General features: G+C 63.0%; 19 protein-coding genes. 10 read left to right on the top strand and 9 right to left on the bottom strand.

Annotation, left to right across the window (positions count from 1 at the left end):
* Window positions 1–130 precede the first annotated feature (130 nt).
* From hisG to ACK41V_RS02485, 3 genes are read left to right on the top strand one after another with little or no spacing between them, the layout of a single operon-like run.
* Window positions 131–778, top strand: coding sequence for an ATP phosphoribosyltransferase (gene hisG / locus ACK41V_RS02475; RefSeq protein ID WP_409777692.1), 648 nt, complete (start codon window positions 131–133; stop codon window positions 776–778).
* A 19-nt stretch (window positions 779–797) separates the two neighbouring features.
* Window positions 798–2,165 (top strand): histidinol dehydrogenase, encoded by a 1,368-nt coding sequence (gene hisD / locus ACK41V_RS02480; RefSeq protein WP_409777336.1) that lies wholly within the window; start codon window positions 798–800, stop codon window positions 2,163–2,165.
* Between the two features lie 15 nt (window positions 2,166–2,180).
* Window positions 2,181–3,698, top strand: a complete 1,518-nt coding sequence (locus tag ACK41V_RS02485) for a hypothetical protein (protein WP_409777338.1) — start codon at window positions 2,181–2,183, stop codon at window positions 3,696–3,698.
* Between the two features lie 33 nt (window positions 3,699–3,731).
* Here the strand turns inward: ACK41V_RS02485 and ACK41V_RS02490 are convergent, their stop codons facing one another.
* Window positions 3,732–4,133, bottom strand: a complete 402-nt coding sequence (locus ACK41V_RS02490) for a DUF2917 domain-containing protein (RefSeq protein ID WP_409777341.1) — start codon at window positions 4,131–4,133, stop codon at window positions 3,732–3,734.
* 151 nt (window positions 4,134–4,284) lie between these two features.
* Between ACK41V_RS02490 and ACK41V_RS02495 the strand changes: the two genes are divergently transcribed.
* The 7 genes from ACK41V_RS02495 to hisA all read left to right on the top strand — a co-directional run bounded on the left by ACK41V_RS02495 (window position 4,285) and on the right by hisA (window position 9,782).
* The gene (locus ACK41V_RS02495; protein ID WP_409777344.1) at window positions 4,285–5,733 is read left to right on the top strand and encodes a PLP-dependent aminotransferase family protein; all 1,449 of its coding nucleotides are present in this window, start codon (window positions 4,285–4,287) and stop codon (window positions 5,731–5,733) included.
* A 71-nt stretch (window positions 5,734–5,804) separates the two neighbouring features.
* Window positions 5,805–6,029, top strand: coding sequence for a hypothetical protein (locus tag ACK41V_RS02500; RefSeq protein ID WP_015012682.1), 225 nt, complete (start codon window positions 5,805–5,807; stop codon window positions 6,027–6,029).
* A 14-nt stretch (window positions 6,030–6,043) separates the two neighbouring features.
* Window positions 6,044–6,496 (top strand): PIN domain-containing protein, encoded by a 453-nt coding sequence (locus ACK41V_RS02505; protein ID WP_409777348.1) that lies wholly within the window; start codon window positions 6,044–6,046, stop codon window positions 6,494–6,496.
* Window positions 6,493–7,614: a histidinol-phosphate transaminase gene (gene hisC, locus ACK41V_RS02510; RefSeq protein WP_409777350.1), complete on the top strand. Its 1,122-nt coding sequence runs from the start codon at window positions 6,493–6,495 to the stop codon at window positions 7,612–7,614. Before ACK41V_RS02505 ends, hisC begins: the two co-directional genes overlap by 4 nt.
* Complete coding sequence (gene hisB, locus ACK41V_RS02515; RefSeq protein ID WP_409777353.1) at window positions 7,611–8,246, top strand: imidazoleglycerol-phosphate dehydratase HisB; 636 nt, start codon at window positions 7,611–7,613, stop codon at window positions 8,244–8,246. Before hisC ends, hisB begins: the two co-directional genes overlap by 4 nt.
* A 52-nt stretch (window positions 8,247–8,298) precedes the next feature.
* A complete protein-coding gene (hisH, locus tag ACK41V_RS02520) occupies window positions 8,299–8,967 on the top strand; it encodes an imidazole glycerol phosphate synthase subunit HisH (protein ID WP_409777356.1) in 669 nt (222 codons plus the stop codon).
* Window positions 8,968–9,035: 68 nt separating this feature from the next.
* A complete protein-coding gene (gene hisA, locus ACK41V_RS02525; RefSeq protein WP_409777359.1) occupies window positions 9,036–9,782 on the top strand; it encodes a 1-(5-phosphoribosyl)-5-[(5-phosphoribosylamino)methylideneamino]imidazole-4-carboxamide isomerase in 747 nt (248 codons plus the stop codon).
* 91 nt (window positions 9,783–9,873) lie between these two features.
* On the opposite strand, the gene ACK41V_RS02530 is transcribed toward hisA, so the two are convergent.
* The 8 genes from ACK41V_RS02530 to ACK41V_RS02565 all read right to left on the bottom strand — a co-directional run bounded on the left by ACK41V_RS02530 (window position 9,874) and on the right by ACK41V_RS02565 (window position 23,847).
* Complete coding sequence (locus tag ACK41V_RS02530) at window positions 9,874–10,890, bottom strand: spherulation-specific family 4 protein (RefSeq protein WP_409777362.1); 1,017 nt, start codon at window positions 10,888–10,890, stop codon at window positions 9,874–9,876.
* Between the two features lie 333 nt (window positions 10,891–11,223).
* Window positions 11,224–12,597, bottom strand: coding sequence for an exopolysaccharide Pel transporter PelG (pelG, locus tag ACK41V_RS02535; RefSeq protein WP_409777365.1), 1,374 nt, complete (start codon window positions 12,595–12,597; stop codon window positions 11,224–11,226).
* Between the two features lies 1 nt (window position 12,598).
* Window positions 12,599–14,143, bottom strand: a complete 1,545-nt coding sequence (gene pelF, locus ACK41V_RS02540) for a GT4 family glycosyltransferase PelF (protein WP_409777368.1) — start codon at window positions 14,141–14,143, stop codon at window positions 12,599–12,601.
* Complete coding sequence (locus ACK41V_RS02545; protein WP_409777371.1) at window positions 14,140–15,153, bottom strand: hypothetical protein; 1,014 nt, start codon at window positions 15,151–15,153, stop codon at window positions 14,140–14,142. Before ACK41V_RS02545 ends, pelF begins: the two co-directional genes overlap by 4 nt.
* A complete protein-coding gene (locus ACK41V_RS02550) occupies window positions 15,146–16,525 on the bottom strand; it encodes a PelD GGDEF domain-containing protein (RefSeq protein WP_409777374.1) in 1,380 nt (459 codons plus the stop codon). Before ACK41V_RS02550 ends, ACK41V_RS02545 begins: the two co-directional genes overlap by 8 nt.
* A gap of 18 nt (window positions 16,526–16,543) precedes the next feature.
* On the bottom strand, window positions 16,544–17,074 hold the full coding sequence (locus tag ACK41V_RS02555; protein WP_409777377.1) for a penicillin-binding protein activator LpoB: 531 nt from the start codon (window positions 17,072–17,074) through the stop codon (window positions 16,544–16,546).
* Between the two features lie 46 nt (window positions 17,075–17,120).
* Window positions 17,121–21,035, bottom strand: coding sequence for a tetratricopeptide repeat protein (locus ACK41V_RS02560; protein WP_409777379.1), 3,915 nt, complete (start codon window positions 21,033–21,035; stop codon window positions 17,121–17,123).
* The gene (locus ACK41V_RS02565) at window positions 20,995–23,847 is read right to left on the bottom strand and encodes a bifunctional glycoside hydrolase 114/ polysaccharide deacetylase family protein (RefSeq protein ID WP_409777382.1); all 2,853 of its coding nucleotides are present in this window, start codon (window positions 23,845–23,847) and stop codon (window positions 20,995–20,997) included. The genes ACK41V_RS02560 and ACK41V_RS02565 overlap by 41 nt, the downstream gene beginning before the upstream one ends.
* Window positions 23,848–23,850 lie beyond the last annotated feature (3 nt).

A 23,850-nucleotide genomic window follows, 5' to 3' on the forward strand; every position in this document is an offset into this window, starting at 1 on the left:
GTCTGGTGGCTGACGGCGAAACCGTGGTCGACCGCATCTACCACCTGGACCGTGGCTACGACTGCATGGAAGCCAAACTGCGCGGCCTGGGTGCCGACATTGAAAGAGTGAAAGCATGAGCAGCAGCAACATGATCACCCTGGCGCTTTCCAAAGGCCGCATCTTTGACGAAACCCTGCCCCTGCTGGCTGCCGCTGGCATCGAGGTGCTGGAAGACCCCGAGAAGTCGCGCAAGCTCATCTTGCCCACCAACCAGCCCAATGTGCGCGTGGTGCTGGTGCGCGCCACCGACGTGCCCACGTATGTGGAATACGGCGGTGCCGACATCGGCGTGACCGGGAAGGACACGCTCATCGAACACGGCGGCCAGGGCCTGTACCAGCCGCTCGACCTGCGCATCGCCAAGTGCCGCGTGAGCGTCGCTGTGCGCAATGACTTTGATTACGAACGCGCCGTCAAACAAGGCTCGCGCCTGAAAGTGGCCACCAAATACACCAGCATCGCCCGCGACTTCTTTGCAACCAAGGGCGTGCACGTGGACATGGTCAAGCTCTACGGCAGCATGGAACTGGCGCCGCTCATTGGACTATCGGATGCCATCGTGGATCTGGTGTCCACTGGCAACACGCTCAAGGCCAACCACCTCGTGGAGGTCGAACGCATCATGGACATCAGCTCGTACCTCGTGGTCAACCAGGCCGCGCTCAAGCTCAAGCAGGCGCCGCTGCGGCGCATCATCGATGCGTTTGCTTCGGCCATTCCTGCTGAAACCAACTGAACCCACGCCCATTCACACTATGACTTTGGTAGCTGCTCCCGCCCGTCTGTCAACCGCTGCGGCCACTTTTGAGGCTGATTTTGCAGCCCGTCTGCATTGGTCTGCCGACACCGACGCGGCCATCGAGCAACGCGTGGCCGACATCCTGGCCGATGTGCAGCAACGTGGCGATGCCGCCGTGCTGGAGTACACCGCGCGGTTCGACGGCCTCTCGGCCCCGAACATGGCCGGGCTGGAGCTGACCCAGGCCGACTTCAAGGCCGCGTTCGACGCCATTCCGAAGGCCCAGCGCGACGCCCTGCAGGCCGCCGCCAAGCGCGTGCGCAGCTACCACGAGGCGCAGAAAAAAGCCTCGGGCGAGAGCTGGAGCTACCGCGACGAAGACGGCACCCTGCTGGGCCAGAAGGTCACGCCGCTCGACCGCGTGGGCATCTACGTGCCGGGCGGCAAGGCCGCGTATCCATCGAGCCTGCTGATGAACGCCATTCCTGCTCACGTGGCGGGCGTGCAGGAGATCATCATGGTCGTGCCCACGCCCGTGCGTGGCAGTGTGGCCACGGGTGGCTCGGGCGCGCAATTGGCGTCCGATAAGGGCGAGCGCAATGACCTAGTGCTGGCGGCTGCCTACGTGGCGGGCGTCACGCGCGCCTTCACCATCGGCGGCGCACAGGCCGTGGCCGCGCTGGCCTACGGCACCGCCACCGTGCCCAAGGTCGACAAGATCACCGGCCCCGGCAATGCGTACGTGGCCAGTGCCAAGAAGCGCGTGTTCGGCACTGTGGGCATCGACATGATCGCGGGCCCGAGTGAAATCCTGGTGCTGGCCGACGGCACCACACCGCCCGACTGGGTGGCGATGGACCTCTTTAGCCAGGCCGAACACGACGAACTGGCCCAGAGCATCCTGCTGTGCCCCGACGCTGCCTACATCGCCGCCGTGCAGTGCGAGATCGACCGCCTGCTGCCCACCATGCCGCGCGCCGAGATCATCGCCAAGAGCCTCAACGGCCGGGGCGCGCTGATCCTGACCAGAGACATGGAAGAAGCTTGCGCGATCAGCAACCGCATTGCGCCAGAACACTTGGAGGTGAGCAGCACCGACCCCCACCGCTGGGAGCCGCTGCTGCGCCACGCCGGAGCGATCTTCCTGGGTGCCTACACCTCCGAGAGCCTGGGCGACTACTGCGCCGGCCCCAACCACGTGCTGCCCACCAGCGGCACGGCACGCTTCTCGTCCCCGCTGGGCGTGTACGACTTCCAAAAGCGCAGCAGCCTCATCGAGGTGAGCGAGGCCGGTGCCCAGGTGCTTGGAAAAATCGCTGCCGAGCTGGCCTATGGTGAGGGCCTGCAGGCGCATGCGCAAGCCGCTGAAATGCGCTTGAAATAAGGCACGTCGCGCAACATGGGCCATCCTTTGTTGCGGCGGATGAAGGGCCACGCGACTCTGACATGTTCAATGTCACAGGTGCGAATCCGCGATCTCCCCGTTCAGTTTGACCCTGAGTCGCTTGAATTCACAGCTGACTTCTCTTCTCACCGAGCAGCCATTGAAGAGCTTGAAGCGGTAGAGGCCTTCGCATCGCTGGCGTTTGAAGATTTTCTTTTGCGTGATGAGTCTGGTGATCTCGAACTTACCGCCCACTCGGCGATCGAGGTGCGTCCGCAAAAATCTTGGTCTTGGCTCTGCGACTTCTGGTTCGGACTGGAAGCGTCGGACCAGTCCAACCCATGTCTGGTCACGTTCGCGGCAGCGAATTCGGTCGTCCGGTTGGACGCGCTTGCACCGCTGAGCGCGCAGCATCGCTTTCAATACCACTGGGGAATTGCGCTGTGCGATGTTCCTTTGCCGTACGGTGTTATGGCTGAGGGGACTGGGTCGGAAATATTTTTTGCCAATCATGCATTGGCGAAGGGTGTTCTTTGTGCATTTAGTGACTCCGATTTTTCTCAGCGAAGCATCCGGATCAAGGCCGCGCTCGAACTTATTTGTGGACAGCCCCTTAGTTCGGTGATGGAGCGCTCCGGGGATTCACTGGTTTTCTATGGATTGCCAGCAAAGAGTCGCTATAGCTACTTGCCACTTCTGTCTGATAGCCATCTTGGACAGGCCACCCGCCTGTGCATTGCATTGATGAACGGAATGTTGGCCCTGTCCGACGAGCACTTTGACAAGATTAGCTCTGCCCAGCAGTTCACTGTTCTTGGCAAGAACTCGGCGGTGCCCGCTGAAGTGCGCTTCTTGCAGTTAATGCTTTGTGTCGAGGCAATGGACGGCAGGCCAACGCTTGGGACTGAGGCTTCAAAGCGCTTACTGGGTATCAGCGCTGAAGCGGCCTTCATGTTGAATAGCTTTCGAAACCAACTTGCGCACGGGTGTGGTGGATACGAGAAGGCTTTCATTGCGCTCTCTCGGCAGCAGTTTAAAAAGCGAGGCGGCGAGTTGAAGAGGGCCTTGATGGCGTGCATCCCAGTGTTGCCAACCGAGAGCGCGTCTGACTGGCAGGAGTTGAGGTCGCATCGCTTACTGCGACCGATCGAGCATCAAATGCTTGAGATGGAACTGGCGCTAAAAAAAGATGGTGTGCACGTAGACCAGTGCAACTTCGCGCTGCTGTGGCTGCGGTTAGCGGAGCGACTAGACGCATTTTGGTGTGCCTACCTTGGAGTGCCTCCTGAGCTGGCGCAGGGGCGATACTCACCTTTGCCAGTTTTGTCGCCAGTAGTCTTGAGCACTGTGCTTCCGGAACAGGAGGCTGTTGATAGTTCGGGTGCAAAACGTCAAATCGAAGAACTCCTAAAGAAAAATAAAGCTTTGGAGGCCAAAAATCTCAAGCTTCAAAAACGTCTGCGTGAGCAAGGGACTCTTCTTCGGGCCCGCAGGAATGATCTGCAGCAGGCTTCTGGCGATGCTCAGGACTGATGACCCGGCAGTGGCCTTGCTAGATCGTTCAACTCACGCGGATGCTCCGTTTGCCAGCGTAACTGGCGTGCCCCTCAATGGCTTCGAAGTTGCCGTAGGCTTCTGTGGGCAGACGGCGCTTTCTCCTGGTCGGTGCGTCGCCCAGTTCAGCTTGGCAGGCCTGCTCCCCTCGGCACTAACCCGCAACCGTACTGGGCCTGTGAACGACAAGCGCTGCCCGGCTTCCAGAAAATAGTCTTCCAGCAGGCCATCGCAGGTCACCCAGACACGGCCTTGTTCCACTTCGAGCAACGCGATGTCGCCCGCGCGGAAGTCCAGCACCTGGACGGCCTGCAGGGGCGGCAGCGGCTGGCGCTTCCATTGCAGGGTGAGGGGGACCGCTGGCTGGGTGGGCAGGACGGGCGACGGTGGGGTGGGGATGTGCAGCGAGTTCATGCCTTCACTGTGCGGCCACCGGCCGCGCACCACCAGCTACAGGCACGGACCATCTGGGCCAGTACAGAAGCGCGAAGTGATCCATCTGTACTGTACGTACTGGTGTGCCTCTGTACTGCTTATCGACCAGAGTGCCAGTACAGAATGCGGCATGACTACCGATGATGCCCCTCCGCTCTACCTGCAGATTGCCGAGCAACTCGCGCAGTTGATCCGCAATGGCACCCTGGCGCGCGGCGAAAAATTGCCGTCCGTGCGCGAGCTGGCCCGCCAGCATGCGGTGGCGCAGACCACGGTGGTGCAGGCCTACCACTGGCTGGAAGACGCTCGATTGATCACCGCGCGACCGCGTTCGGGATTTTTTGTGGCGGCGCGGCCGGTGAGCCTGCCCGAGCCCAGCACACCCCGTCCCCTGCGCCGCCCGCGCGAGGTGTCTGTGGACTGGCTGGGCCAGCGCATCCTGGGGCGCAACCAGCCTGAGGACATGATCTCCTTCAGCAGCGGCACGCCAGGCTTCGAGCTGTTCAACCCCGACCGCGTGCGCCGCGCCGTGGTGCGCGCTGCGCAGCGCCACCGCTATCTGCTGTGTACCTACCCCACATCGGCCGGGCACGAGGATGCCCGCCGCGCCCTGGCGCGCTACGCCGTCGGCATGGGCTGCAGCCTGGACCCCGAGAACATCGTGATCACCGGCGGCTGCATGGACTCCATCGCGCTGTGCCTGCGTGCCGTGACGCAGCCGGGCGATGTGGTGGCGCTGGAGTCGCCCACGCATTTTTCGTTTCTGGAGGTGCTGCAGGGCCTGCACCTGCGCGCGCTGGAGATCCCCACGCACCCGCGCCACGGTTTGTCGCTGGACGCGCTGCAGCTGGCGCTGGACACCCAGCCGGTCAAGGCCGTGATGATCGTCCCCACGCTCAGCAACCCGCTGGGCAGCTGCATGCCGCAGGCCGAACGCAAGCGCCTGGCGCAGATGGCCGCGCGGCACGACATGGCGGTGATCGAGGACGCGATCTACAACGACCTGGTCGAGGTCGACGAGATGCGCCGCACCGTCAAGTCGTACGACACCACGGGCCACGTGATGCTGTGCGATTCGTTCTCGAAGACGCTGGCGCCGGGGCTGCGCCTGGGGTGGCTGGAGGCCGGGCGCTGGACCGACAAGGTGCGCGGCATCAAGGACCTGCAGGCGGGCGGCCAGTCGGCCGTGCTGGAGCTGGCTTTGGCCGACCTCATCACCCAGGCCGGCCACGCCGCCGCCATGCGCCAGCTGCGCGCGGGCGTGGCGGCGCGCATGGACGAGGCGCGGCGGGTGATCGCATCGCACTTCCCGCAGGGCACCCGGGTGAGCGACCCGCCCGGCGGCTTGCTGATGTGGTTGGAGCTGCCGCGCGCGCTCGATTCGGTGCAGTTGCACGAAGCCTGCCTGGCCCGGCAGATCCTGATCGCGCCGGGCACGGTGTTCAGCACCAGCGGGCGGTTTCGCAACTGCCTGCGCATCGGGGTGGGGGGCGACTGGTCGCCTGCCCATCTGGAGGCGCTGCGCACCGTGGGCGACATGGCCACGCAGATGCTGCAAAGCCAGCGGCAGGCGGCGTAAAAAACCTCGTATCAACGAAAAATTAATTACACGAACTTCGTGGTGCACGAACTTCGTGTAATATCAATTGCATGAAAAACATCACCGTGACCATGGATGACACCGTCGCCGAATGGGTGCGGGTGGAAGCGGCCAAGCGCGGCAGCAGCGTGTCGCGCCTGCTGGGTGAATGGCTGGCCGAGAAGATGCGCCAGGAAGACGCCTACGCCCAGGCGATGCGCGAGGCGCTGGGCTTTGAATCCTGGGGCGCGTCCAGCGGGCCCTATGTGCCACGCGAGACCCTGTTTTTGCGCTGAGCAGCGGAGAGCGTATGGCCACCGTCCCCATCTTTGTCGATACCGAGGTCCTGCTGGCCAGCGTGGACGACCGCGATGCCGAGCGCCAGGCGCGTGCCCGCGAGTGGATGAACTTTTGCTGGCAGACGCGCAGTGGCCGCATCAGCTCGCAGGTGCTCAACGAGCTTTACAACCAGGCGATCCAGCGCTTTGACGGCCCGCAGGTGCTGCAGCAGGTGCGCGCCCAGGTGCGCCGCCTGCGCGTGTGGCTGCCGCCGCACCTCGACTCCTACACCGTCGACGGCGCCTGGGATCTGCAGGACCGCTACCGCCTGAGCTACTGGGACGCACTCATCCTCTCGTCCGCCCACCAGCAGGGCTGCCGCTACCTGCTGACCGAAGCCTTGCCGCATGGCGAGGCCCTGGACGCCGTGCGCCCCATCAACCCTTTTCTTGTTACCCCCAACGAACTGGACACCACCGAATGACTACTCCTGCGTCGTCTCCTCTCCAAGCCCTGGCCCGCATCCGCCCCGACGTGCGCGCCATGCACGCCTATGGCGTGCAGCCCTCTACCGGCATGCTCAAGATGGACGCGATGGAGAACCCGTTCCGTTTACCGGCCCATCTGCAGGCCGCTTTGGGCCAACGCCTGGGCGCCCTGGCGCTCAATCGCTACCCGGGTGATCGCATTGCAGACCTGAAGGCCGCCCTTGCCAAATACGCCGACATGCCCGAGGGCTACGGCATCGTGCTGGGCAACGGCTCGGACGAACTCATCACCCTGCTGGCCCTGGCCTGCGCCCAGCCCGGCACGGGCCAGCGCGCCACCATGCTGGCACCCATGCCAGGTTTTGTGATGTACCCGCTGTCTGCGCAGCTGCAGGGCCTGGACTTCGTCGGCGTGCCGCTCACGCCCGACTTCGAGCTGGACGAGCCCGCCATGCTGGCGGCCATTGCCCAGCACAACCCCGCCATTACGTACATCGCCTACCCCAACAACCCCACGGCCACGCTGTGGGACGAGGGCGCGGTGCAGCGCATCATCGACGCCGCGGGCGCGCAGGGCGGCATCGTGGTCATGGACGAGGCCTACCAGCCGTTTGCCAGCCGCACCTTCATCGACCGCATGCGGGCCGAGCCTGCGCGCAACGCCCACGTGCTGCTCATGCGCACGCTCAGCAAGTTTGGCCTGGCGGGCGTGCGCCTGGGCTACCTCATTGGGCCCTCAGCCTTTGTGAGCGAGATCGACAAGGTGCGCCCGCCCTACAACGTGAGCGTGCTCAACTGCGAGGCGGCGCTGTTTGCCCTGGAACACGCCGAAGTGTTCGCGGCCCAAGCGGCCGAGATCCGCGCCGAGCGCACCACGCTCGTCGCGGCCCTGCGCCAGATGCCGGGCGTCGAAAAATGCTGGGACAGCGAGGCCAACATGATCCTCATCCGCGTGGCGGATTCCGCCAAGGCGTACGAGGGCATGAAAAACCGCAAGGTCCTCGTCAAGAACGTTTCTACAATGCACCCCATGCTGGCCAACTGCCTGCGCCTCACGGTCGGCAATGCCGATGACAACGCGCAGATGCTGGCCGCACTCCAGGCTTCCCTATGACTTCCTCCGCACTCGTCACCTCCACGACCACCGATCCCCTGGCCGACCGCATCGCCGAGGTCACCCGCAACACCGCCGAGACGCGCATCAGCGTGCGCATCAACCTCGACGGCACGGGCCAAGCCAAGCTGCATACGGGCATCGGCTTCTTCGACCACATGCTCGACCAGATCGCCCGCCACGGGCTGATCGACCTCGACATCGACTGCGAAGGCGACCTGCACATCGATGGCCACCACACGGTGGAAGACGTGGGCATCACGCTGGGCCAGGCGTTTGCGCGTGCCGTGGGCGACAAAAAGGGCATCCGCCGCTATGGCCACGCCTACGTGCCGCTCGACGAAGCGCTGTCGCGCGTGGTGGTCGATTTCTCGGGCCGCCCGGGGCTGCACATCGACGTGAAGTTCACGGCCGGCAGCATTGGCCAGCTCGATACGCAGCTGGTCTACGAGTTCTTCCAGGGCTTCGTGAACCACGCCGGCGTCACGCTGCACATCGACAACCTCAAGGGCATCAACGCCCACCACCAGTGCGAGACCATCTTCAAGGCGTTCGGGCGCACGCTGCGCGCGGCGCTGGAGCGCGACCCGCGCTCGGTGGGTGTCATCCCCTCCACCAAAGGTTCTTTGTGAAATTTTTAGGTCAAATCGGGCGCTAGCGCTTGATAGATAAGCGCTAGCAGCTATGAATATGGAAGCAAAAACCGTTGTGGTTGTGGACTACGGCATGGGCAACCTGCGCTCGGTGTCGCAGGCCGTGCAGCACGCGGCGCAAGGCACGGGCTGGACCGTGGTCGTCACCCAGCGCCCCGAAGACGTGCGCGCGGCCCAGCGCGTCGTGCTGCCAGGGCAGGGCGCCATGCCCGACTGCATGCGCGAGCTGCGCGAGTCCGGCCTGCAGGAATCGGTGCTCGAAGCCGCCGCCTCCAAGCCAATGTTCGGCGTGTGTGTGGGCATGCAGATGCTTCTGGACCACAGCGCCGAGGGGGACACCCCGGGCCTCGGCCTCATCCCGGGCGACGTGCTCAAGTTCGACCTGGCAGGCCGCACCCAGCCCGACGGCAGCCGCTTCAAGGTGCCCCAGATGGGCTGGAACCAGGTGCGGCAGATGCCCCATGCAGGTGCGGTGCACCCGGTGTGGGCCGGGGTGCCCGACAACAGTTACTTCTACTTTGTGCACAGTTTCTATGCTGTGCCGCAGAATTCCGTCCATTGCGCGGGTCAAACGGACTACGGCGGTTTGTTCGCAGCCGCCATTGCACGCGATAATATTTTTGCCACCCAGTTTCACCCGGAGAAAAGCGCGGAGCACGGCCTGGCCCTGTACCGCAACTTTCTGCACTGGAATCCCTGATCTCTTAACCCCCCACCCGTTCGGGCCGAGCTTTGCCTCGCCCTTTTCCCCCCCCGAACTTCACCACCATGCTGCTCATTCCCGCCATCGATCTCAAGGACGGCCACTGCGTTCGCCTCAAACAAGGCGATATGGACCAATCCACCACCTTCGGTGAAGACCCCGCCGCCATGGCGCGCAAATGGGTGGATGCCGGTGCACGCCGCCTGCATCTGGTGGACCTGAACGGCGCGTTTGCGGGCGTTCCCAAGAACTACGCCGCCATCAAGTCCATCCTCAAAGAGGTGGGCGAAGAGATCCCGGTGCAACTGGGCGGCGGCATTCGTGACCTGGACACCATCGAAAAATACATCGACGGCGGCCTGCGCTACGTGATCATCGGCACGGCCGCGGTCAAGAACCCCGGCTTCCTCAAAGACGCCTGCAGCGCCTTCGGCGGCCACATCATCGTGGGCCTCGATGCAAAGGACGGCAAGGTGGCCACCGACGGTTGGAGCAAGCTCACCGGCCACGAAGTGGTGGACCTGGCCAAGAAGTTTGAAGACTGGGGCGTTGAATCCATCATCTACACCGACATCGGCCGCGACGGCATGCTCTCGGGCATCAACATCGACGCCACGGTGAAGCTGGCACAGGCGCTGACGATTCCCGTCATCGCATCGGGCGGGCTGGGCAGCATGGCCGACATCGAGCAGCTGTGCGCGGTGGAGCGCGAAGGTGTGGAGGGCGTGATCTGCGGCCGCGCGATTTACTCGGGTGACCTTGATTTTGCAGCTGCGCAAGCGCGTGCGGACGAGCTGGGCGACGCTGTCTGAACAGCCAGCCACCCAATGTTTGCCGCGCTCAATTTGTGCGCGACAGTAAAAAGGCCGGGGTTCACCCGGCCTTTTTATTCGCCTCTGCGGCTCAGCAGGTCGGCAGCCCCGAACCCGTGTTGACAGCTTGTACCGTGCTCACCAACGAGGTCCAGTACGTGGGCAAACTGGCCCACGGGTTGCCTACCCCCGTGCTGGCGTTGTAGCGCAGATCCGTCGCGTACACCACGCCGGCATTGAACCGGGCGGAAGCCGCTGAACGCACGGCGGTTTGCATGGCGGCGCAGGTGTCGGTGTTGTGCACCAGCGCGGACTGGCGTGCATTGGGCAAGGCATAGAGCCAGGCGGATCGGCTGCGCGGGTCGTAGTTCTGGTAGTCGGCTGCGGTGCCTTCAAAGGTGACGAGCAGATCGGCCGCGGTAGCGAACACGTCGGCAGGGGTGGTTCCCGGGTTTCCCATCACGCGCAGTGCCGCATCCTTGGATTTGATGTAGCTGTAGATCTCGCGATAGAAATCGATCTGGCGTGCGTCCGAAGCCATTTCATCCAGAAAAATGCCGCTGATCACATCGCGGCCATACAGGGCCAGGTAGCGGTCGATGTTGGTCTTGATGTCCGCCATCGATCGCGTGCCGTTGCCGTAGCGGGTGTACACGTAGCCAACCACCGATCCCCCGGAAGTCACCAGGTCACGCGCAGCGCTCAGCAGCTGCGCATTGGCGGTGGTGAAGACGCCGTTGGAGGGGTTCAGGATGGCTGTGATGCGCACGCTCGGGGTGCCGGACGCTGACGCAGCCATCTGGCTCCAGCCGGTGCCGCTGGAGGGCAGGAAGTACGCAGGAACCAGAATTTCCAGGGCCGCGGGCACGGGACGAAGGTAGATGGTCTGTGTGGCGCTTGTTGAAGCACCGTTGGCCTGGGCGGTGGCGGTAATGGTTTGGGTACCAGCTGTCGCCCCGGTCAGCGAACTGGTAGCGACTCCATTCCGCGTGGTGGTGGATGTGGGTGAAAAAACTCCGCCTGGCATCGACAGGTTGACCTGGGTGCCATCGGCTGCGGCAGCACCGTTGATCTGAACCTGGGTCTGCACCGCAACGGGTGTTTGCACCTCAAACACCCCTCCGCTGCTGGTGGGCGTGGCAACCGTGAGTTGAATCGACGTGGCCGGGGCGTCTGTACCTCCACCTCCTCCGCCACAGGCAGACAGCAGAGCTGCTGCTGCGCCAATTAGGCCAAGTGAACGAAGGAGTGTTTTGCGAGGGCGATGCATGGTGATGAGGCTCTGTGGCCAAGGACGGCAATGCAATCCAGTGTGCCAGAAGCGCATGGGCTGCATACCCTGCCAAGCCCTGCTTTGCCGCGCGTTCACATACAGGTAGAGATGAAGGGGGCGCCAGCCGTGGCACCCGCCCCTTCACTTTTCACCTCACTCCTCGCCCCTTCACTGAAGCATGAAGGTCTCGTACTCCAGCCGGTTGAGCTGGCGGGTCAGCAGTACCAAGCCTGTGCACAGCGTGATCAGCATCGCCACCGCAAAGCCGTAGCCATAGTACGCGGCACCCAGGTACTGGGTCAGCGCGGTCAGGGCGATGTTGAGCAGCACCATTTCTGCGCACAGCAGCAACACGATGCGGCGTTGGTCCAGGTAGAAAAACACGTTGAGAATGGCCATCAACCCCACCTGCAGGCCTGCGCCGATCACCTGCACATGCAAAAGCGGCAAATACAGGTGCGAGATATCGAGGGCGTCCAGCACGGCCGGGCCAGCCACAAACGTGACGAGCACAGCCAGCGTCTGGATCTTGGCGATTTCGCCCAGCCCCTGCTGAATGGAATACACCATTTCGTCGCGCATGGCCTCGATGTATTCCAGCGATCCGCCGCTGCGCACGGCGTCGTAGAACTTGTCGTAATACTCCACAAAGTCCGTTTCGATGCGCACCAGAAAAACGGCCATGCCCGGGATGATGGAGAGGTACGACAGGAACACTGGCAGGTCGTAGATGAGTGACGCACGCAGCCCACCAATGATGGCGTCGGAGGTGGGCGGGAAGTACCAGAACATGAACTTGTCCGCCCAGATGCCCAGGTTGTACAAGAACCCGACCAGCATCAGCGAGGGGTAAAGCAACTCCTTGCGGGCAAAGTCAAACGCAATCAAACGCCCCTGTGGACTGAATTCGCGCACCACCAGCACCCACATGCCAGTGAGGAGCACAAAATTGCCCAGTACAAACCCCCCCAGCAACCCTTCCAGGCCCCAGGGCCGCATGAGCAAGGCAGCCACCACGATCAGCGCGTACGCAGCCCCGAAAAGAATGGTGATGGCGCGGTAGCGCTTCATGCCCGACAGGAGGATCGCAAGAATCCAGACGCCGCACATGATGCCGAAGCCCGCCAGCATGAGCATGCGGTACAGCAGCCTCTCACCCGGGAACACCACGAACAGTGACAGAGATCCCAGCGCTGCAGCGCAGACCATCACGATCAGCAACAGACCGTGCAGGTTGGGCAGGATGAGGTCGCGGTGTTTCTCAAACAACCGGTCCGATACGAATCGGGTGAAGGCGAGCTGCACGAAGCCGGTCAGTATCAGACTACATGCCACCAGGTAGGTGACCGATGTTTGGAACTGCGTCACCAGGAAGTTGGGCACCACCACGCTGGCGCTGAAGATACCCACCAGCAAAATGCCAATGATGGAGAACACCCAGGGGCCGGAGCCGATGACGCCTGCGTAGGCATATGCCTGAATCAGCCCTGTCAGGGTGTTCTTGCGCAGCATGCGCCGCAGTTCAAATCCAATGCCTGCCATATCAGTGCGTCTCCTGCCGGGCGGTCCGGTCCTGCAATGCCTGGCGGTAGACCTTGCGATAGCTGTCAAACATCATGGTGTCGGTGTAGTAGCGTTCCACCCGGGCAATGGCCGCTGCACTGGCGCGCTGCCACTCGACCGGGTCGGCCAGCAGGGCAATGGCAGCATCTGCCAGGGCCTGAGGGTCGGCGATGCCCACCACGCTTCCACTGGCTCCCAGGGCGCGATCTTCGTCATTTAGACCCTCAATGAGTTGTCGACACGAACCCACATCGGTAGACACCGTGGGCACGCCCGCGGCATAGCCCTCCAGAATCACCAAGGGCAGGGCCTCGCTGATGGACGACAGCACCACCAGGCCGATCTTGGGCATGAGGTCTTCCACTTTCTGAAAGCCCAGAAACTTCACATGTTCTTCCAGGCCCAGGCTGCGCACCAGGTTCTGGCATTCCTGCGCATAGGCGGGGTCTTCGTCCGTAGGGCCCGCAATCCAGCCCTGCGCGTCGGGCACCTGGTTGACCACACGCCGCATGGCGCGCACAAAGGTTTTCACGTCCTTGATGGGTACCACGCGCCCGATCAGGCACAACACGGGCGGCGTTGCTGCCGGGCGCTTGGTGCGCATGGGCGCAAAGCGCGACAGCTGAATGCCGTTGGGGATGTTGAACGTCCGTGCCGCGTCAGCACCGTCCTGCACCTGGCGAAGCCGGTTGGTTTCGTACAGCGCGATGATGGGGTCAGCAGCTGCGTAGCAATACCGCCCGAGCCACTCAAACAAACGAATCCACATCTGCCGGAAGTACGACAGCTCGGTAGGGTCGCGCTGGAAGATGTTGCGGTTGTCGCGGATCCATTCGCTCTTGAGCAAATCGATCTGGCGCTCCTTGGTGTAGATGCCGTGCTCCGACAGCACCAGAGGGATGCCGCGGGTGTCATGGAGCAGGGCCCCCAGAAATCCGGCATACCCCGTGGAGGCGCTGTGCGACATGCGCACGGCAGGCATGCTGTGAGCGACCTGGGCCAGGGTCCACAGCGGCTGGAACATGATGCGCACGGTCCAGAAATAGTCCACGAACGAGGGGTCTGTGCAATCTCTGCGATAGGTGTCACAGATCAGATCCCACGATTGTTCGCTGTAGAGAAAATCTTCCAGCGGAAACTTGCCCCCGGGCAGCATCTCGTGGGTCACGGCCCGCAGCATTTGCAGGGCCAGTGCGGTTTCTGTATGGCCTTGGCGCAGCGTGGTGATGATGTCGCGCAAGACCTGGAAGGTGGCTTTATCCCCCTCGCGTGCATGCGGGAGGTCATTTGCGGAGAGATGGTCGTAGAGAAAGTGCTGCTCAAAATGCACCACGTTCGTTGGCAACTCGTACTTGAACTTGGGATAGTCCCGGCTCTGGCTGCCCAGGAAAATAATGGCAAAACGGTATTCGGGAAACGCCCGGATGATCTGATTGATCCAGCTCGAAACGCCTCCGCTGACGTACGGGAACGTGCCTTCCAGCAGCAGGGCAACGTCTGCCTGTTCGGCCTTGGGGTGGATCATCGGGCACTCCAGTAGTCGATGACAGGGCGCAGTTTGGGAAGGGAACTCCACTCGTCGAGTTGTTGCATCAGTTGGCGGGTTCTTTCAAAGTCGCGCTGCTCGAAGCTCAGCTCTGCCAGATACGGCAGCACGCGGGTGGCTGGTAGGCCCTGTTGCAGGGCCAGGTCATAAGACAGAGCGGCTTCCTGGTTGCGTCCCAGGGCATGCAGCAGCAGACCGCGGCGCAAGGTGTGCTGGGCGTGGTTCGCCTGACCAAGGACCAGATCGCAGTAGCGCAGGGATTCGCGGATCGCGTGATCCCGCATGTCCCCTTGCGCAAGGTTTTGGTACACCAGCTCCCAATACAGCGCAGACAGTTTTTCTGCCGCCTGCAGGCCGATGGGCCCCAGTTTCTCGTTGCCTTCGCTGGCCTGTGCTGTGCGCAGGGTATCCAGCTCCTGATCAATGGCGCGGCTGATATTGCGCTCCAGGCTGTCGAGCATGCCGTAGGCGAGCAGGCGAAGGTCTTCGCTGGAGTCATTGAGCACGTTGCGCAGCAAAGGAGACGAGATGCGACCGGACACGTGCTGGAGTGCCACCATGGCACGCATGCGCGAGCGGGTGGGCACATCGCTGTTGCCCAGCACCGCGCGCAGGCCCGTCTGGCGGAACCCGCTTTGCATGCGCTGGTGCAAGTCAAACTCAGGCAACTGCAGCGAGCTGAAGTCGTCCACATGGGCTGCAGACCGGTAAAAGCGCAGCACCAGTGTGCCCACCAACACGCCCATAAAACCTGCGATAGGCACCACATAGCTGCACACGGCCATGAGCGCCAGCATGGGGGCGCGCGGCTTGGCTTGCTGCGGCGCTAGCAGTGGCAGCGTGAACAAGGCCAGCAGAACGCTCGCGGCGGCATGGGCCAGCAGATAGCTGAGCAGCGCGGCTTCAGAGTTGCCATCGAGCAGCGCAGGGCCCGCCCATGCGCCGAGTTCCATCAAAACGGCCCACAGCCCCAGTTTGGAATTAAGCATCGGCGAGTTGGTGCAGCTTGTGCAAAAGCGCTTGAGGACCTTCGGCCTGCGCAAGTGGGAGCTGGTGCGGATACACGCCGGCCTGGGTCAGCGACATGCCTTCCTTGCCATCCATCCAGCCCTCCAGGCGTGCGATGAAGCCTTCGGCTGTGGAGGCATCGCCCAAAGGCATCAGCACAGCCAGTACCTGACGGCGCGGGCCGGAGATCCACCAGGTCTCGTCCATCAGGCGCTTGAGGCGCAGAAACTGCTGCGGCAGGTCCCGGTCAATGGCCGACTGGTTGAACTCCAATGCCACGATCACGCTGGGAACCTGTGTGCTCTCCTGCATGCGCCAAAGGCGCTGCAGCTCAAACGCGAATTCCGGTGGGCAGTCCGGCACTTCGGAAAGCAGGGGTGACGCGAGGGCATGGGTCGACAGACCATCTGTGTAGTAGCCCAGGAGCAGGTTGATCGTTTGGAGACCTTCATCCTGCAGCGAGAAAAAGGGCATGTCGTCGATGAGAAGAACGCCGTACACCTCGCCGCCAATGTCGAGCAGCGGCGCTGCCACGAGATAACGGCTCGCCTCCTGTCGCACCGTGGCCTGCACTACATGGCACAGCGTGCGTGTCTCCAGTCCCTGAACGACCAGCGGGTCTGCACTGTGGAGGCTGACCGGAGTGCCCAGCGTGGCCAGCGGTTGGGGCTCCACCTGATCGTCGCGCACGACGTAAAGGGCTGCAGAACTGATCTGGCAATACTGGGAGAGCAGACGGAGCAGCACCTGCGCGTCTTCCGGGTTGCTGCCCAGACCGTGCAGCGTCTTGAGCGCATCGCGCATCGACATGGGCCGACCAATGAGTTCCTGTTCCAGCCGGTCGTGCGACAAGCGCAGCAGGTAGTACTGACGGATCAGGTGCTCCAGGCGCTGGTCCAGGTAGAACTGCACGGCCTCGGCACGCCGCGTTCGTGCGCGCCACAGGCTCGAAAACTCACCCACCAGCATGACGGTGATGAGTCCACCCAGAAAGAAAATCTGCGGGAACTGGTCCATGTGCCCAAAATTCAGCAAAAACCAGCCCGCCAGCAGGACGGCGGCTGCTCCCAGGCCCGCCAATGGGCCGTAGCGCAGCGCCACGATGACGGGCGCCAGCCAGGACCAATGAAACTCAGCATGAACCCCCAGCGGATCGTCAGGATCAAGCGCATACCCCAGCACCACCGTGATCAGCGGCACGAGGATCGTTTCCAGTAAAACGATCAACGGTCGATCACCGACGGCTGTGAGTTTGCCCAGAGGGGAGCCAGTGAAAGATGCGGTACGGGCGCCCGAGGGGGCCGGGGTGTCGGGGACTGGGCGTCCGGAGGGCTCGGAAGGAGTGCTGGCCATGGTTGCTTAAATCAGTCCTCAGCGCGCCCCGGACAGGCCGGAGTTGAGCAGTTCGCGAATGAGTTTTTGTGCCACTGCGGAGAGGGCCTCACGGCTCCAGCCGCTCTTTCCTCCGGCGCCGCTCCACACCACGTCTCCCGACGCAACTTCGATGATCTGAAGGGTGACGCCTGCAGCAGGCTCGCCGTCCACGCCCACCTTGTACCGCCATTCGTCCACCGAGCCCGCGAGGGCATAGCGAATCCCTTGCTCACGGGCCCATGCCAGCGCGTCTTCCTGCCGTTTGGTGTCGCCCGAATCGAACAGCGCCTCCTGCTGGGTGGTGGCGCTGTAGCGCTTGACCTTGCCCACGCCCTTGGCATGCAAAAGCGCCTCGGCGATGCTTTCGGCACGGTTACCGGCCATGGGCGTTTCGGTGTGGTTGGCAAAGGGCAGAACGGTCCAGGAGGCGTTTGTCTGCAGGGCAGGGGCTCGGCCCCGGTCCACGGTGGAGCAGGCGGCCAGCGCTGTCACCGCGATGGCACAAGCCAAAAGTTTCAGTGTTTTCATGAGGGGCGTGGAAGTCTTCATTGCACAGGCCTTTCTTGCGGGTTCATTAGTAGTGTTTTCGGTAGTTGAGCTGGATTTCACGGTTCAGTCCTGGGGTCTGCGTGCCGCCACGGACCAGACCCCAACTCAGGTTCAGGTGGTCGCCGCCCAGCACGCTGCCCGCCACGCCCAGGCGCAGGCTGTAGCCCGCGCCCTGTTTGCTGTGCCAGGTTCGCGCCGCGCTTGCGTAGGGAAGAAATGCACGGGTGTAATCCCGCTCGAAGCGCATGTTGGTAGACACCTGCACCCCATAGAAACTGAAGTTCTCCGGCAGAAAGTAGCCTTCACTCACTTCAGTGACCGAGGGCGGTAGATAGCGGGTAAAGGCCAGATCGGCGCCCGACAGGCCCACAGGGTCGCGCCGGTTGTAGTTGTGGTTCGACCAGAAAACCCCAAAGTCCAGGGTGGGCACGTCCAGCCGGTAGGTGTGGGTGTACGACAGCGCCGAGTGGCGCCCGCTGCCGACGGCCCCGCCTGTTTGTAGTTTGTACCGCTCCTGCCAGTGCTCCGCGGTGAACTGGTCCAGGCGCGATGCCTGGTAGCGCAGGCTCACTCCGACGCGGTCTTTCATGCCGGCCATGCGCATCACGGTGCTTTCCTGCGTCGGCAGTTGCATGCCGACGTCCATGCGCAGGCTCAGGCGGTTGTCAATGCGCCATTCCTGCTCCAGATGGACGGGGGTGTAGCTGGCCAGACTTTCGCGGCGGGCGATGTGCAGCAAGGTGGTGCTGTCGTTGTCCTGCCAGCGCAGATCCATGCGCACGCTGCGTTCCTGCGACGGGTTGCTCAGTTGCTGAGTGAGCCCTGCCACCCGCTCGATGCGTTGGGCACCCAGATCCAGGGACAGTCGAGGGGTGAGCGCCAAGTGCAAGCCCACCGATGTTTCGGTCTCACGCAGGTCACGCAGGTCGCGTGATACGACGTTGGCGCCCGCGTGGTCACTGAACGCCAGCAGGTTTTCCGTAAGCTGCAGATGGAGCGGGTTGTCGTCCGGCTGGTCTTCCTGGGTTTCAAACGCCACGGTTTGTGCCATGCGCACGTCCTGGACGGCGGCGGCTGCGTTGACCCGGTCGTAGCGCGGCAGGCGTTCGCCAAATGTGTCCAGCAACTGACCGGTAGCGGCCAGATCCTTTTCCGCCAGCGCCACCGTGATGTCTGCCCAGAGTGGCCGATTGGCGCGCAGGCTTTGGCTGCGTGCGTACTGGTGCCACAAAAACGCGCGTTCTGCGGTGTATTCACCCGCATCCTGGAACCAGCCGATGGCGGTTTCTGCGGCGGCGTTCGAGTAGTTGCCTTTCGCGTCCCGGTCCAGACGCAACAGTTCACGCAACGCATCCAGGCCCGCGTCGCCGGGTTTTTGCTGCAGGATGAGCCGGGCCCGCGCATTGCGCTGTGCTTCCTCCAAACCACTTTCTGTCAGCCAGCGTTGCCGGGCCTGGGCCCGTGTCAGCCGCCTGCCCTCGTGGGCTTTGTCCCACTCCTCGGACAGCAAATACTTGCGCAGGCGCCACGACTTATCCGTCTCCTGGTTCTGGTCCAGCGCGTCCGCGTAGTTCATCATCCAGAGGAAGTCCCCCTGGTTCGCGGCGATGCGCGGGCGGAAGTACCGCTCCAGCGCAACCGCTGGCAAAGACAGTGCCTGGTAGGCAGAGCCCAGCGCATCGTGCATTTCCGGGTTCTTGCTCCAGTCGGCTTCGCGCAGGGACAGGAGCTTGCGCAGCGATACGTTGTCGTTGGCATCGATGAACAACCAGATCATGGCTTGTCTCATCGCCTCGTCCTGCGGTGCCAGGCGCAGTCCAGACTCGAACATCTGCACGGCCTTTGGGACGTTGCCTGCGTTCTGGTGGTAGAGGCCAGCCAAACGCAGGAATTCGGGGGCCTGCAGCAGCGGTTGCAAAGCGTGGCGGCTGGCCTGAGGGGCTGTGTCTATCCGCTGCAGCAGGCGCTTCACCGCGGGCCACTGGCTGCGACTCACATGAAAGGTCAAGGCGGAGATCAGATGGCGTGGCTCACCAAATCGCTCCCATGCCAGCAGGTCAATGTCGGCCGCTTCAGCTGGGTGGTCGGTCTTCAAAAGCCGGGCCAGCGTGTCAAAGTCGCCCATGTCGGCCTGGTCGGTCGCCAAAAGTGCGCGATAGGCCTCCAGCGCCGTGGCATCGCGCCGCTGCTTTTCGGCCAGCTGGCCGGTCATTCGCCAGAAGTCGACTGCGTCGGGTGTGGATTCAGTCACACGCTGGCGTGCTGCCTCCAGCCAGGACATACCGAGCGCTGCACGCCCGCGCAACAGAGCCAGCACGCTGGCACGCATGGCGCGTTCGGGCTGTATTTGTTCAGGGTCCTTGAACAGCTGCTCCCAGCTTTTGAGCGCCAGATCCAGGTCACCCGTACGGGTGGCCAGTTCCGCCAGCAGTTCCAGGTTGGCCACGGTGGCGGGTTGCTGGATGAGGAAGTCGATGGCAGGCTGGGGTGTGCCAATACGCTCGTAAGTCAGCACCAGCTCGCGCACCAGTTTTGGGTTGTGCGGTTGTTTGCGCAGCTCGTAGCGCAGGCCTTCTACCAGTGCCTCGTCGTCGAACAGCCCTGGCGCCAGTCTGAGCACGGCCTGCCAGGCTTCGTCTTTCTGGGTTCGCCGTGCGATCACCAGCCAGTTCTCCAGCGCAACCGGGCTGCGTTGGGTCCACTCGGCCACTCTGGCCAGTCGCTCTCTCCAGGCGAGATCGCCGGGAGATTGCTGCACGGCAGAGCGAGCGACCAGCCATGCATCCTCCAGGTTTCGGTTCTCCAGAAAAACCTGGTACCCCAGCGTGTAGGTCTTGTCGTCAAACGGAATGCCAGGTCCCGCCTTCTTGGCGTCTGCCGCGCCTAGTGCTGTGCGTACGATGCGCCCGCCCGCTGCATGGGGGTGGTGCAGCAATGCAGGGTCCAGCAGGTAGGCGCGGTCCTCGTACCCGCCGGTGACGGCGGGCACCGGTGACATTGCTCCCGACATCCGCTGGTATCCGTTGTCTGCCGGGGCTTGTGCGACGTTTTGCTGTTGCCATTGCTGGAGCAGTGCCAGTTGCAGGAGTCGCTTCACGTAACGCTCCGCCACGGCGGGTTTTCCGGCAGCGCGGGCCAGATCGATCAGCGCACGAAGCACCTGGGGGTCGTTTTCAAGCGCCCCCAATTCACGTTGAGCCAGATCCAGCGCTGCAGCAGGTTTGCCGGACGCCTGCATGGCGGCCAGGGCGTCCAGATAGAGCGCTTTTGCCTGTTCAGGGTCTGTGGTGGTACGGCGAGCCATCAGGTACAAATCGGCCGCCTGGGCATGGGCTGACATGGACAGGGACTCCCTGGCGGCACGGCGGTACAACTGCGAGGCTTCGCTCGGTACTTTGGTCGTTGCGGCCATCTGCTGGTACAGGCGAATGCCCAGCGCTCGTTCGTCCAACTGAAAGGCGTGGCCTGCCAGCTTCGGCAGCATGCCGGGTGGGACATCGTTGGCAAGCAAGGCGTTCAGCCGCAGTACCAGTTCCGCACGCGCTGCGCTACGTCGCTCGGTGTCCTGTGGGTCGATGGCGTGGTATTCGTCCATCGATGCATTCCACAGCGTCCACGGGTTGGCGCTCTGCATTTCGGCCGCTTTTGCCTCCTGGGCCTCGCGTGCCAGCCGAGCGGCTTCTTCCTTGGCTTCATGTTGTGCCATGAGCGCTTGCAGGCGGGGATTCTCTGGATCGCTGCGCAGCAGGTTGCTCAGATAGACATAGGACAGGCCGGAATCGCGCGGTGACGCCGTCAGACGACGTTCGAGATCCTGGCGGGGATACATCAGCCAAAGCGATCCACCCACCATGGTGGCCAACATGGCTGTCAGCCAATGGGGGGCCAGGATGGGGCGCTCAACGGGCTGCGCAGGTAACTTGGATTTGCGCGGAAGCATCGGAAAGTCGGTAAGTGCGGAGGTCGGCGCGTGCAGGCGCAGGCGACTTTTGGGCAGGAATCACGCGTTTGTCGGCACGCAGTTGGCAGTGGTCGCCAATGCTGGCCAGGCTCCACTGCAGAGGCACATGGCCTTGCAGTGCAAAGTTGGTGGTCAGCCCGTCAGGGCTGACCGACCAGCTCGCGATGCGGGCATTGGCTTCGTACAGTGAAACAGGCGCACGCGTGTCGGCAGTGGCAGTGGCAACTGCTGCGGTGGCTGGTGTGCCGCTGGCTACCTGAAACCACGCCTTGTCTCCGGTCAGGTGCACATAGGTGCCTTCCTGCCCTTCGCGGCTGCCCGCCACACCATGGCTGCCTTGGGATACCAGCGTGCCCAGGTCGCTGGGCAGGCGCAGCGTGCGCAGATGTCCATTGCTTCGCACGCGCCACCCCTGGCGATCCTGCCCGAGGGCCAGGCTGTGAAAGTCCAACACCTTGCGGATGTACTCCGAGGTGTACACAGGGTGCAGCGGTTGTGCCAAGGCCCAGTCGTAGACGTTACGCAGGGCGCGCAAGCTTGCGGGCTTGGAGGCTGAGTACGTGTGGTAGTAGATGCCCACCGGTTTGATGCGGCGCGGTTTGTCTGTCATCTCAAAGGTCTCGATCACCCGCGTGAAGCCATAAAAAGGGCCGCCCCACAAGTTGGTGTAGATGTTTTCGTTGGTGATGGGCGCGTACACCTGCAGGTAGCCATCCTTGGTGATGCCATGCGCGCCGACCGCTGTCAGCGTCGGGTTGAGTTTGGAGATGAACGTGTCGCCGCCGTTGATATTGATCAGACCCGCCTCATAGGCGATCTGGAGGGCGCGTCCGCTCGGCGCGGTGTCCCCCGTCCACTGAAACACCTTGACCGGTTTTCCGCTGGGCGCCAACCGCTGGCGGATGTAGTCCACCGAGCCCGCAATCTCCCGCTGAAGATCCATCTCGTAATTGGGAATGGCCATGTGGAAAGCAGCCTCGCTGTTCTCCGCGAACAGGCCATGCTTGACGCTGGTATCCCACAAGAACGGGTGGGAGTAGCTGTGACTGGCGACCTCCACATGGGGCAGGCGGTACATGCGCCGCGCAATGTCCTCCAACTGCGGACTCAACGCCGGGTGAAGACCGTGGGGCGCTGTTTCGCCTTCGATGATGGCCACGGTCTGCGGAATGCGGTACTTCTCCAGAACCTCCTTGAGCAGCACTTCTGCGGCCAGCGGGCTGCCAGCGAACTCTGCCCTTGAAGGAAAACCGTCGCCATCCACATGCGCCAACAACAGGCGGCGGCCATTTTCGGTCGTGATGTCTGGAATGGGCAGGGGCTGAAGCTTGAGCGCCTGGGTAAAGAAGGCGAAGGGGTCGACCACCCACCGGCTTTGGTCCGTACCGGGGATATCGGCCAGCACGAAGGGGTCGTTGATGAATCCACCCCAAGACGTCAGTGCGCCGCCCACAAACGTCTGGCCCTTCTCGTCCTTGAACTCCATCAGCGGCGTGGCCTGGCCCGCCGTTTTGCCCACCAGTCGAACGGGTGAATAGTCTCTTTCGGTGGGAGGCGCTTCCACCTCGAACCCCATCATGGCGTGGGTGCGGCTTACACGGAGCGCGCCTTGAAGGGTGAAGCCCTGCGCCTGAATGCCCGCCTTGTCGGCCCATGACCGGTCCGGCTGGAGCCCGAAGTCTCCCGCAATGGCCACCGGCATGCCAGCCGTCATCTGGTCAAGCAGCCACCGCGTCAAATCTGCCCGGTGCGTGCTGGGAATGAACCCTGCGAACGAAGTGACCACTCCCGCATAGCGGTCGCGGTAGATGCCCTTCGGCAACGGACTGCGGACATCGGCGTAGTCCACCACATAGCCCATGTGGTTCAGTGGCATCTGCAGAAACCGGTGGGCCGTGCTGTAGTTCAGGGCGGGGGACTCGGCGCCATTGAAGACCATCAGCACCCGCCGGGGCACCAGCTCCACGCTGCCAATGCCGACGGTCGACAGATCGCTGTCGCTCACCCAAGGGATAAAGCCGTGGGTCTGGATGCGCGCAGCGGTTTCCCGGGCGAGTGCGCGGTCGTGCGGGGGCACGTAGTCGATGGCCAGCACCGGGATGCGGTCCCGTTCCTGGATGGTCTTGAGTTGCGTCAGCAGCCATTGGCGATCGGATTCAGACACCTCTTCGTAGCGCTTGCTACCTGCATTCCACCCGCGGTACAGCGACTCTGCCGCCACCATCTCGACCTTGCCCTGAAGGCGCGGCATCACCTCAAATCCCCGATTGACAATCAGCTTGATGCCGGGAAAGCGCTGGTGCAGGCCTTCGATCACACGCACCAGGCCGTTCTGCTGGGCGTTTTCGTCAAAACTGCTGGCCAACCGGTAGGAATCGAGCGTGTCCAGAAAGAAACCCCGGTAGCCCTGCTTCCACAAGGGGCCGATGACCCCCTCTGCAAAGAAAGCGGGCCATTCGGCGGGGGTCTGATCGATCACCACCGAGTTCCACTGGCCATTGCGCGCCATCTGCCAGGGGGCTGGAATGTCCTTGAAGTAGCTGCGCGTGGGTTGCACCTCCGCCACGGAGGCGTAGGCATACAGTTCGCTGCCCTTGGACCGGTAGGAAACGGGGTCGTAACCGTGGTCCGGCTCCACCACCACAATGTCAAAAAGCTTCAGATCTTCCAGCGGCGCGTGGCGGCTGTAGTGCAGGGCCACGGCGGGTGTCGCCATCGCAGGGGCACCGAAAGCAGAGAAGGTCAATAAGCACAAGGCCAACCGGAGGGTCTGGCGCAGCGAGAAAAACATGGG

The organism is Acidovorax sp., from assembly GCF_046291265.1.
Taxonomy (GTDB): domain Bacteria; phylum Pseudomonadota; class Gammaproteobacteria; order Burkholderiales; family Burkholderiaceae_C; genus Acidovorax.

Bases quoted from the DNA above. Each gene is read 5' to 3' on its own strand.
- hisG (WP_409777692.1), top strand. From the start codon at position 131: ATGATCACCCTGGCGCTTTCCAAAGGCCGCATCTTTGACGAAACCCTG.
- hisD (WP_409777336.1), top strand. From the start codon at position 798: ATGACTTTGGTAGCTGCTCCCGCCCGTCTGTCAACCGCTGCGGCCACT.
- ACK41V_RS02485 (WP_409777338.1), top strand. From the start codon at position 2,181: ATGGGCCATCCTTTGTTGCGGCGGATGAAGGGCCACGCGACTCTGACA.
- ACK41V_RS02490 (WP_409777341.1), bottom strand. From the start codon at position 4,133: ATGAACTCGCTGCACATCCCCACCCCACCGTCGCCCGTCCTGCCCACC.
- ACK41V_RS02495 (WP_409777344.1), top strand. From the start codon at position 4,285: ATGACTACCGATGATGCCCCTCCGCTCTACCTGCAGATTGCCGAGCAA.
- ACK41V_RS02500 (WP_015012682.1), top strand. From the start codon at position 5,805: ATGAAAAACATCACCGTGACCATGGATGACACCGTCGCCGAATGGGTG.
- ACK41V_RS02505 (WP_409777348.1), top strand. From the start codon at position 6,044: ATGGCCACCGTCCCCATCTTTGTCGATACCGAGGTCCTGCTGGCCAGC.
- hisC (WP_409777350.1), top strand. From the start codon at position 6,493: ATGACTACTCCTGCGTCGTCTCCTCTCCAAGCCCTGGCCCGCATCCGC.
- hisB (WP_409777353.1), top strand. From the start codon at position 7,611: ATGACTTCCTCCGCACTCGTCACCTCCACGACCACCGATCCCCTGGCC.
- hisH (WP_409777356.1), top strand. From the start codon at position 8,299: ATGAATATGGAAGCAAAAACCGTTGTGGTTGTGGACTACGGCATGGGC.
- hisA (WP_409777359.1), top strand. From the start codon at position 9,036: ATGCTGCTCATTCCCGCCATCGATCTCAAGGACGGCCACTGCGTTCGC.
- pelG (WP_409777365.1), bottom strand. From the start codon at position 12,597: ATGGCAGGCATTGGATTTGAACTGCGGCGCATGCTGCGCAAGAACACC.
- pelF (WP_409777368.1), bottom strand. From the start codon at position 14,143: ATGATCCACCCCAAGGCCGAACAGGCAGACGTTGCCCTGCTGCTGGAA.
- ACK41V_RS02545 (WP_409777371.1), bottom strand. From the start codon at position 15,153: ATGCTTAATTCCAAACTGGGGCTGTGGGCCGTTTTGATGGAACTCGGC.
- ACK41V_RS02550 (WP_409777374.1), bottom strand. From the start codon at position 16,525: ATGGCCAGCACTCCTTCCGAGCCCTCCGGACGCCCAGTCCCCGACACC.
- ACK41V_RS02555 (WP_409777377.1), bottom strand. From the start codon at position 17,074: ATGAAAACACTGAAACTTTTGGCTTGTGCCATCGCGGTGACAGCGCTG.
- ACK41V_RS02560 (WP_409777379.1), bottom strand. From the start codon at position 21,035: ATGCTTCCGCGCAAATCCAAGTTACCTGCGCAGCCCGTTGAGCGCCCC.
- ACK41V_RS02565 (WP_409777382.1), bottom strand. From the start codon at position 23,847: ATGTTTTTCTCGCTGCGCCAGACCCTCCGGTTGGCCTTGTGCTTATTG.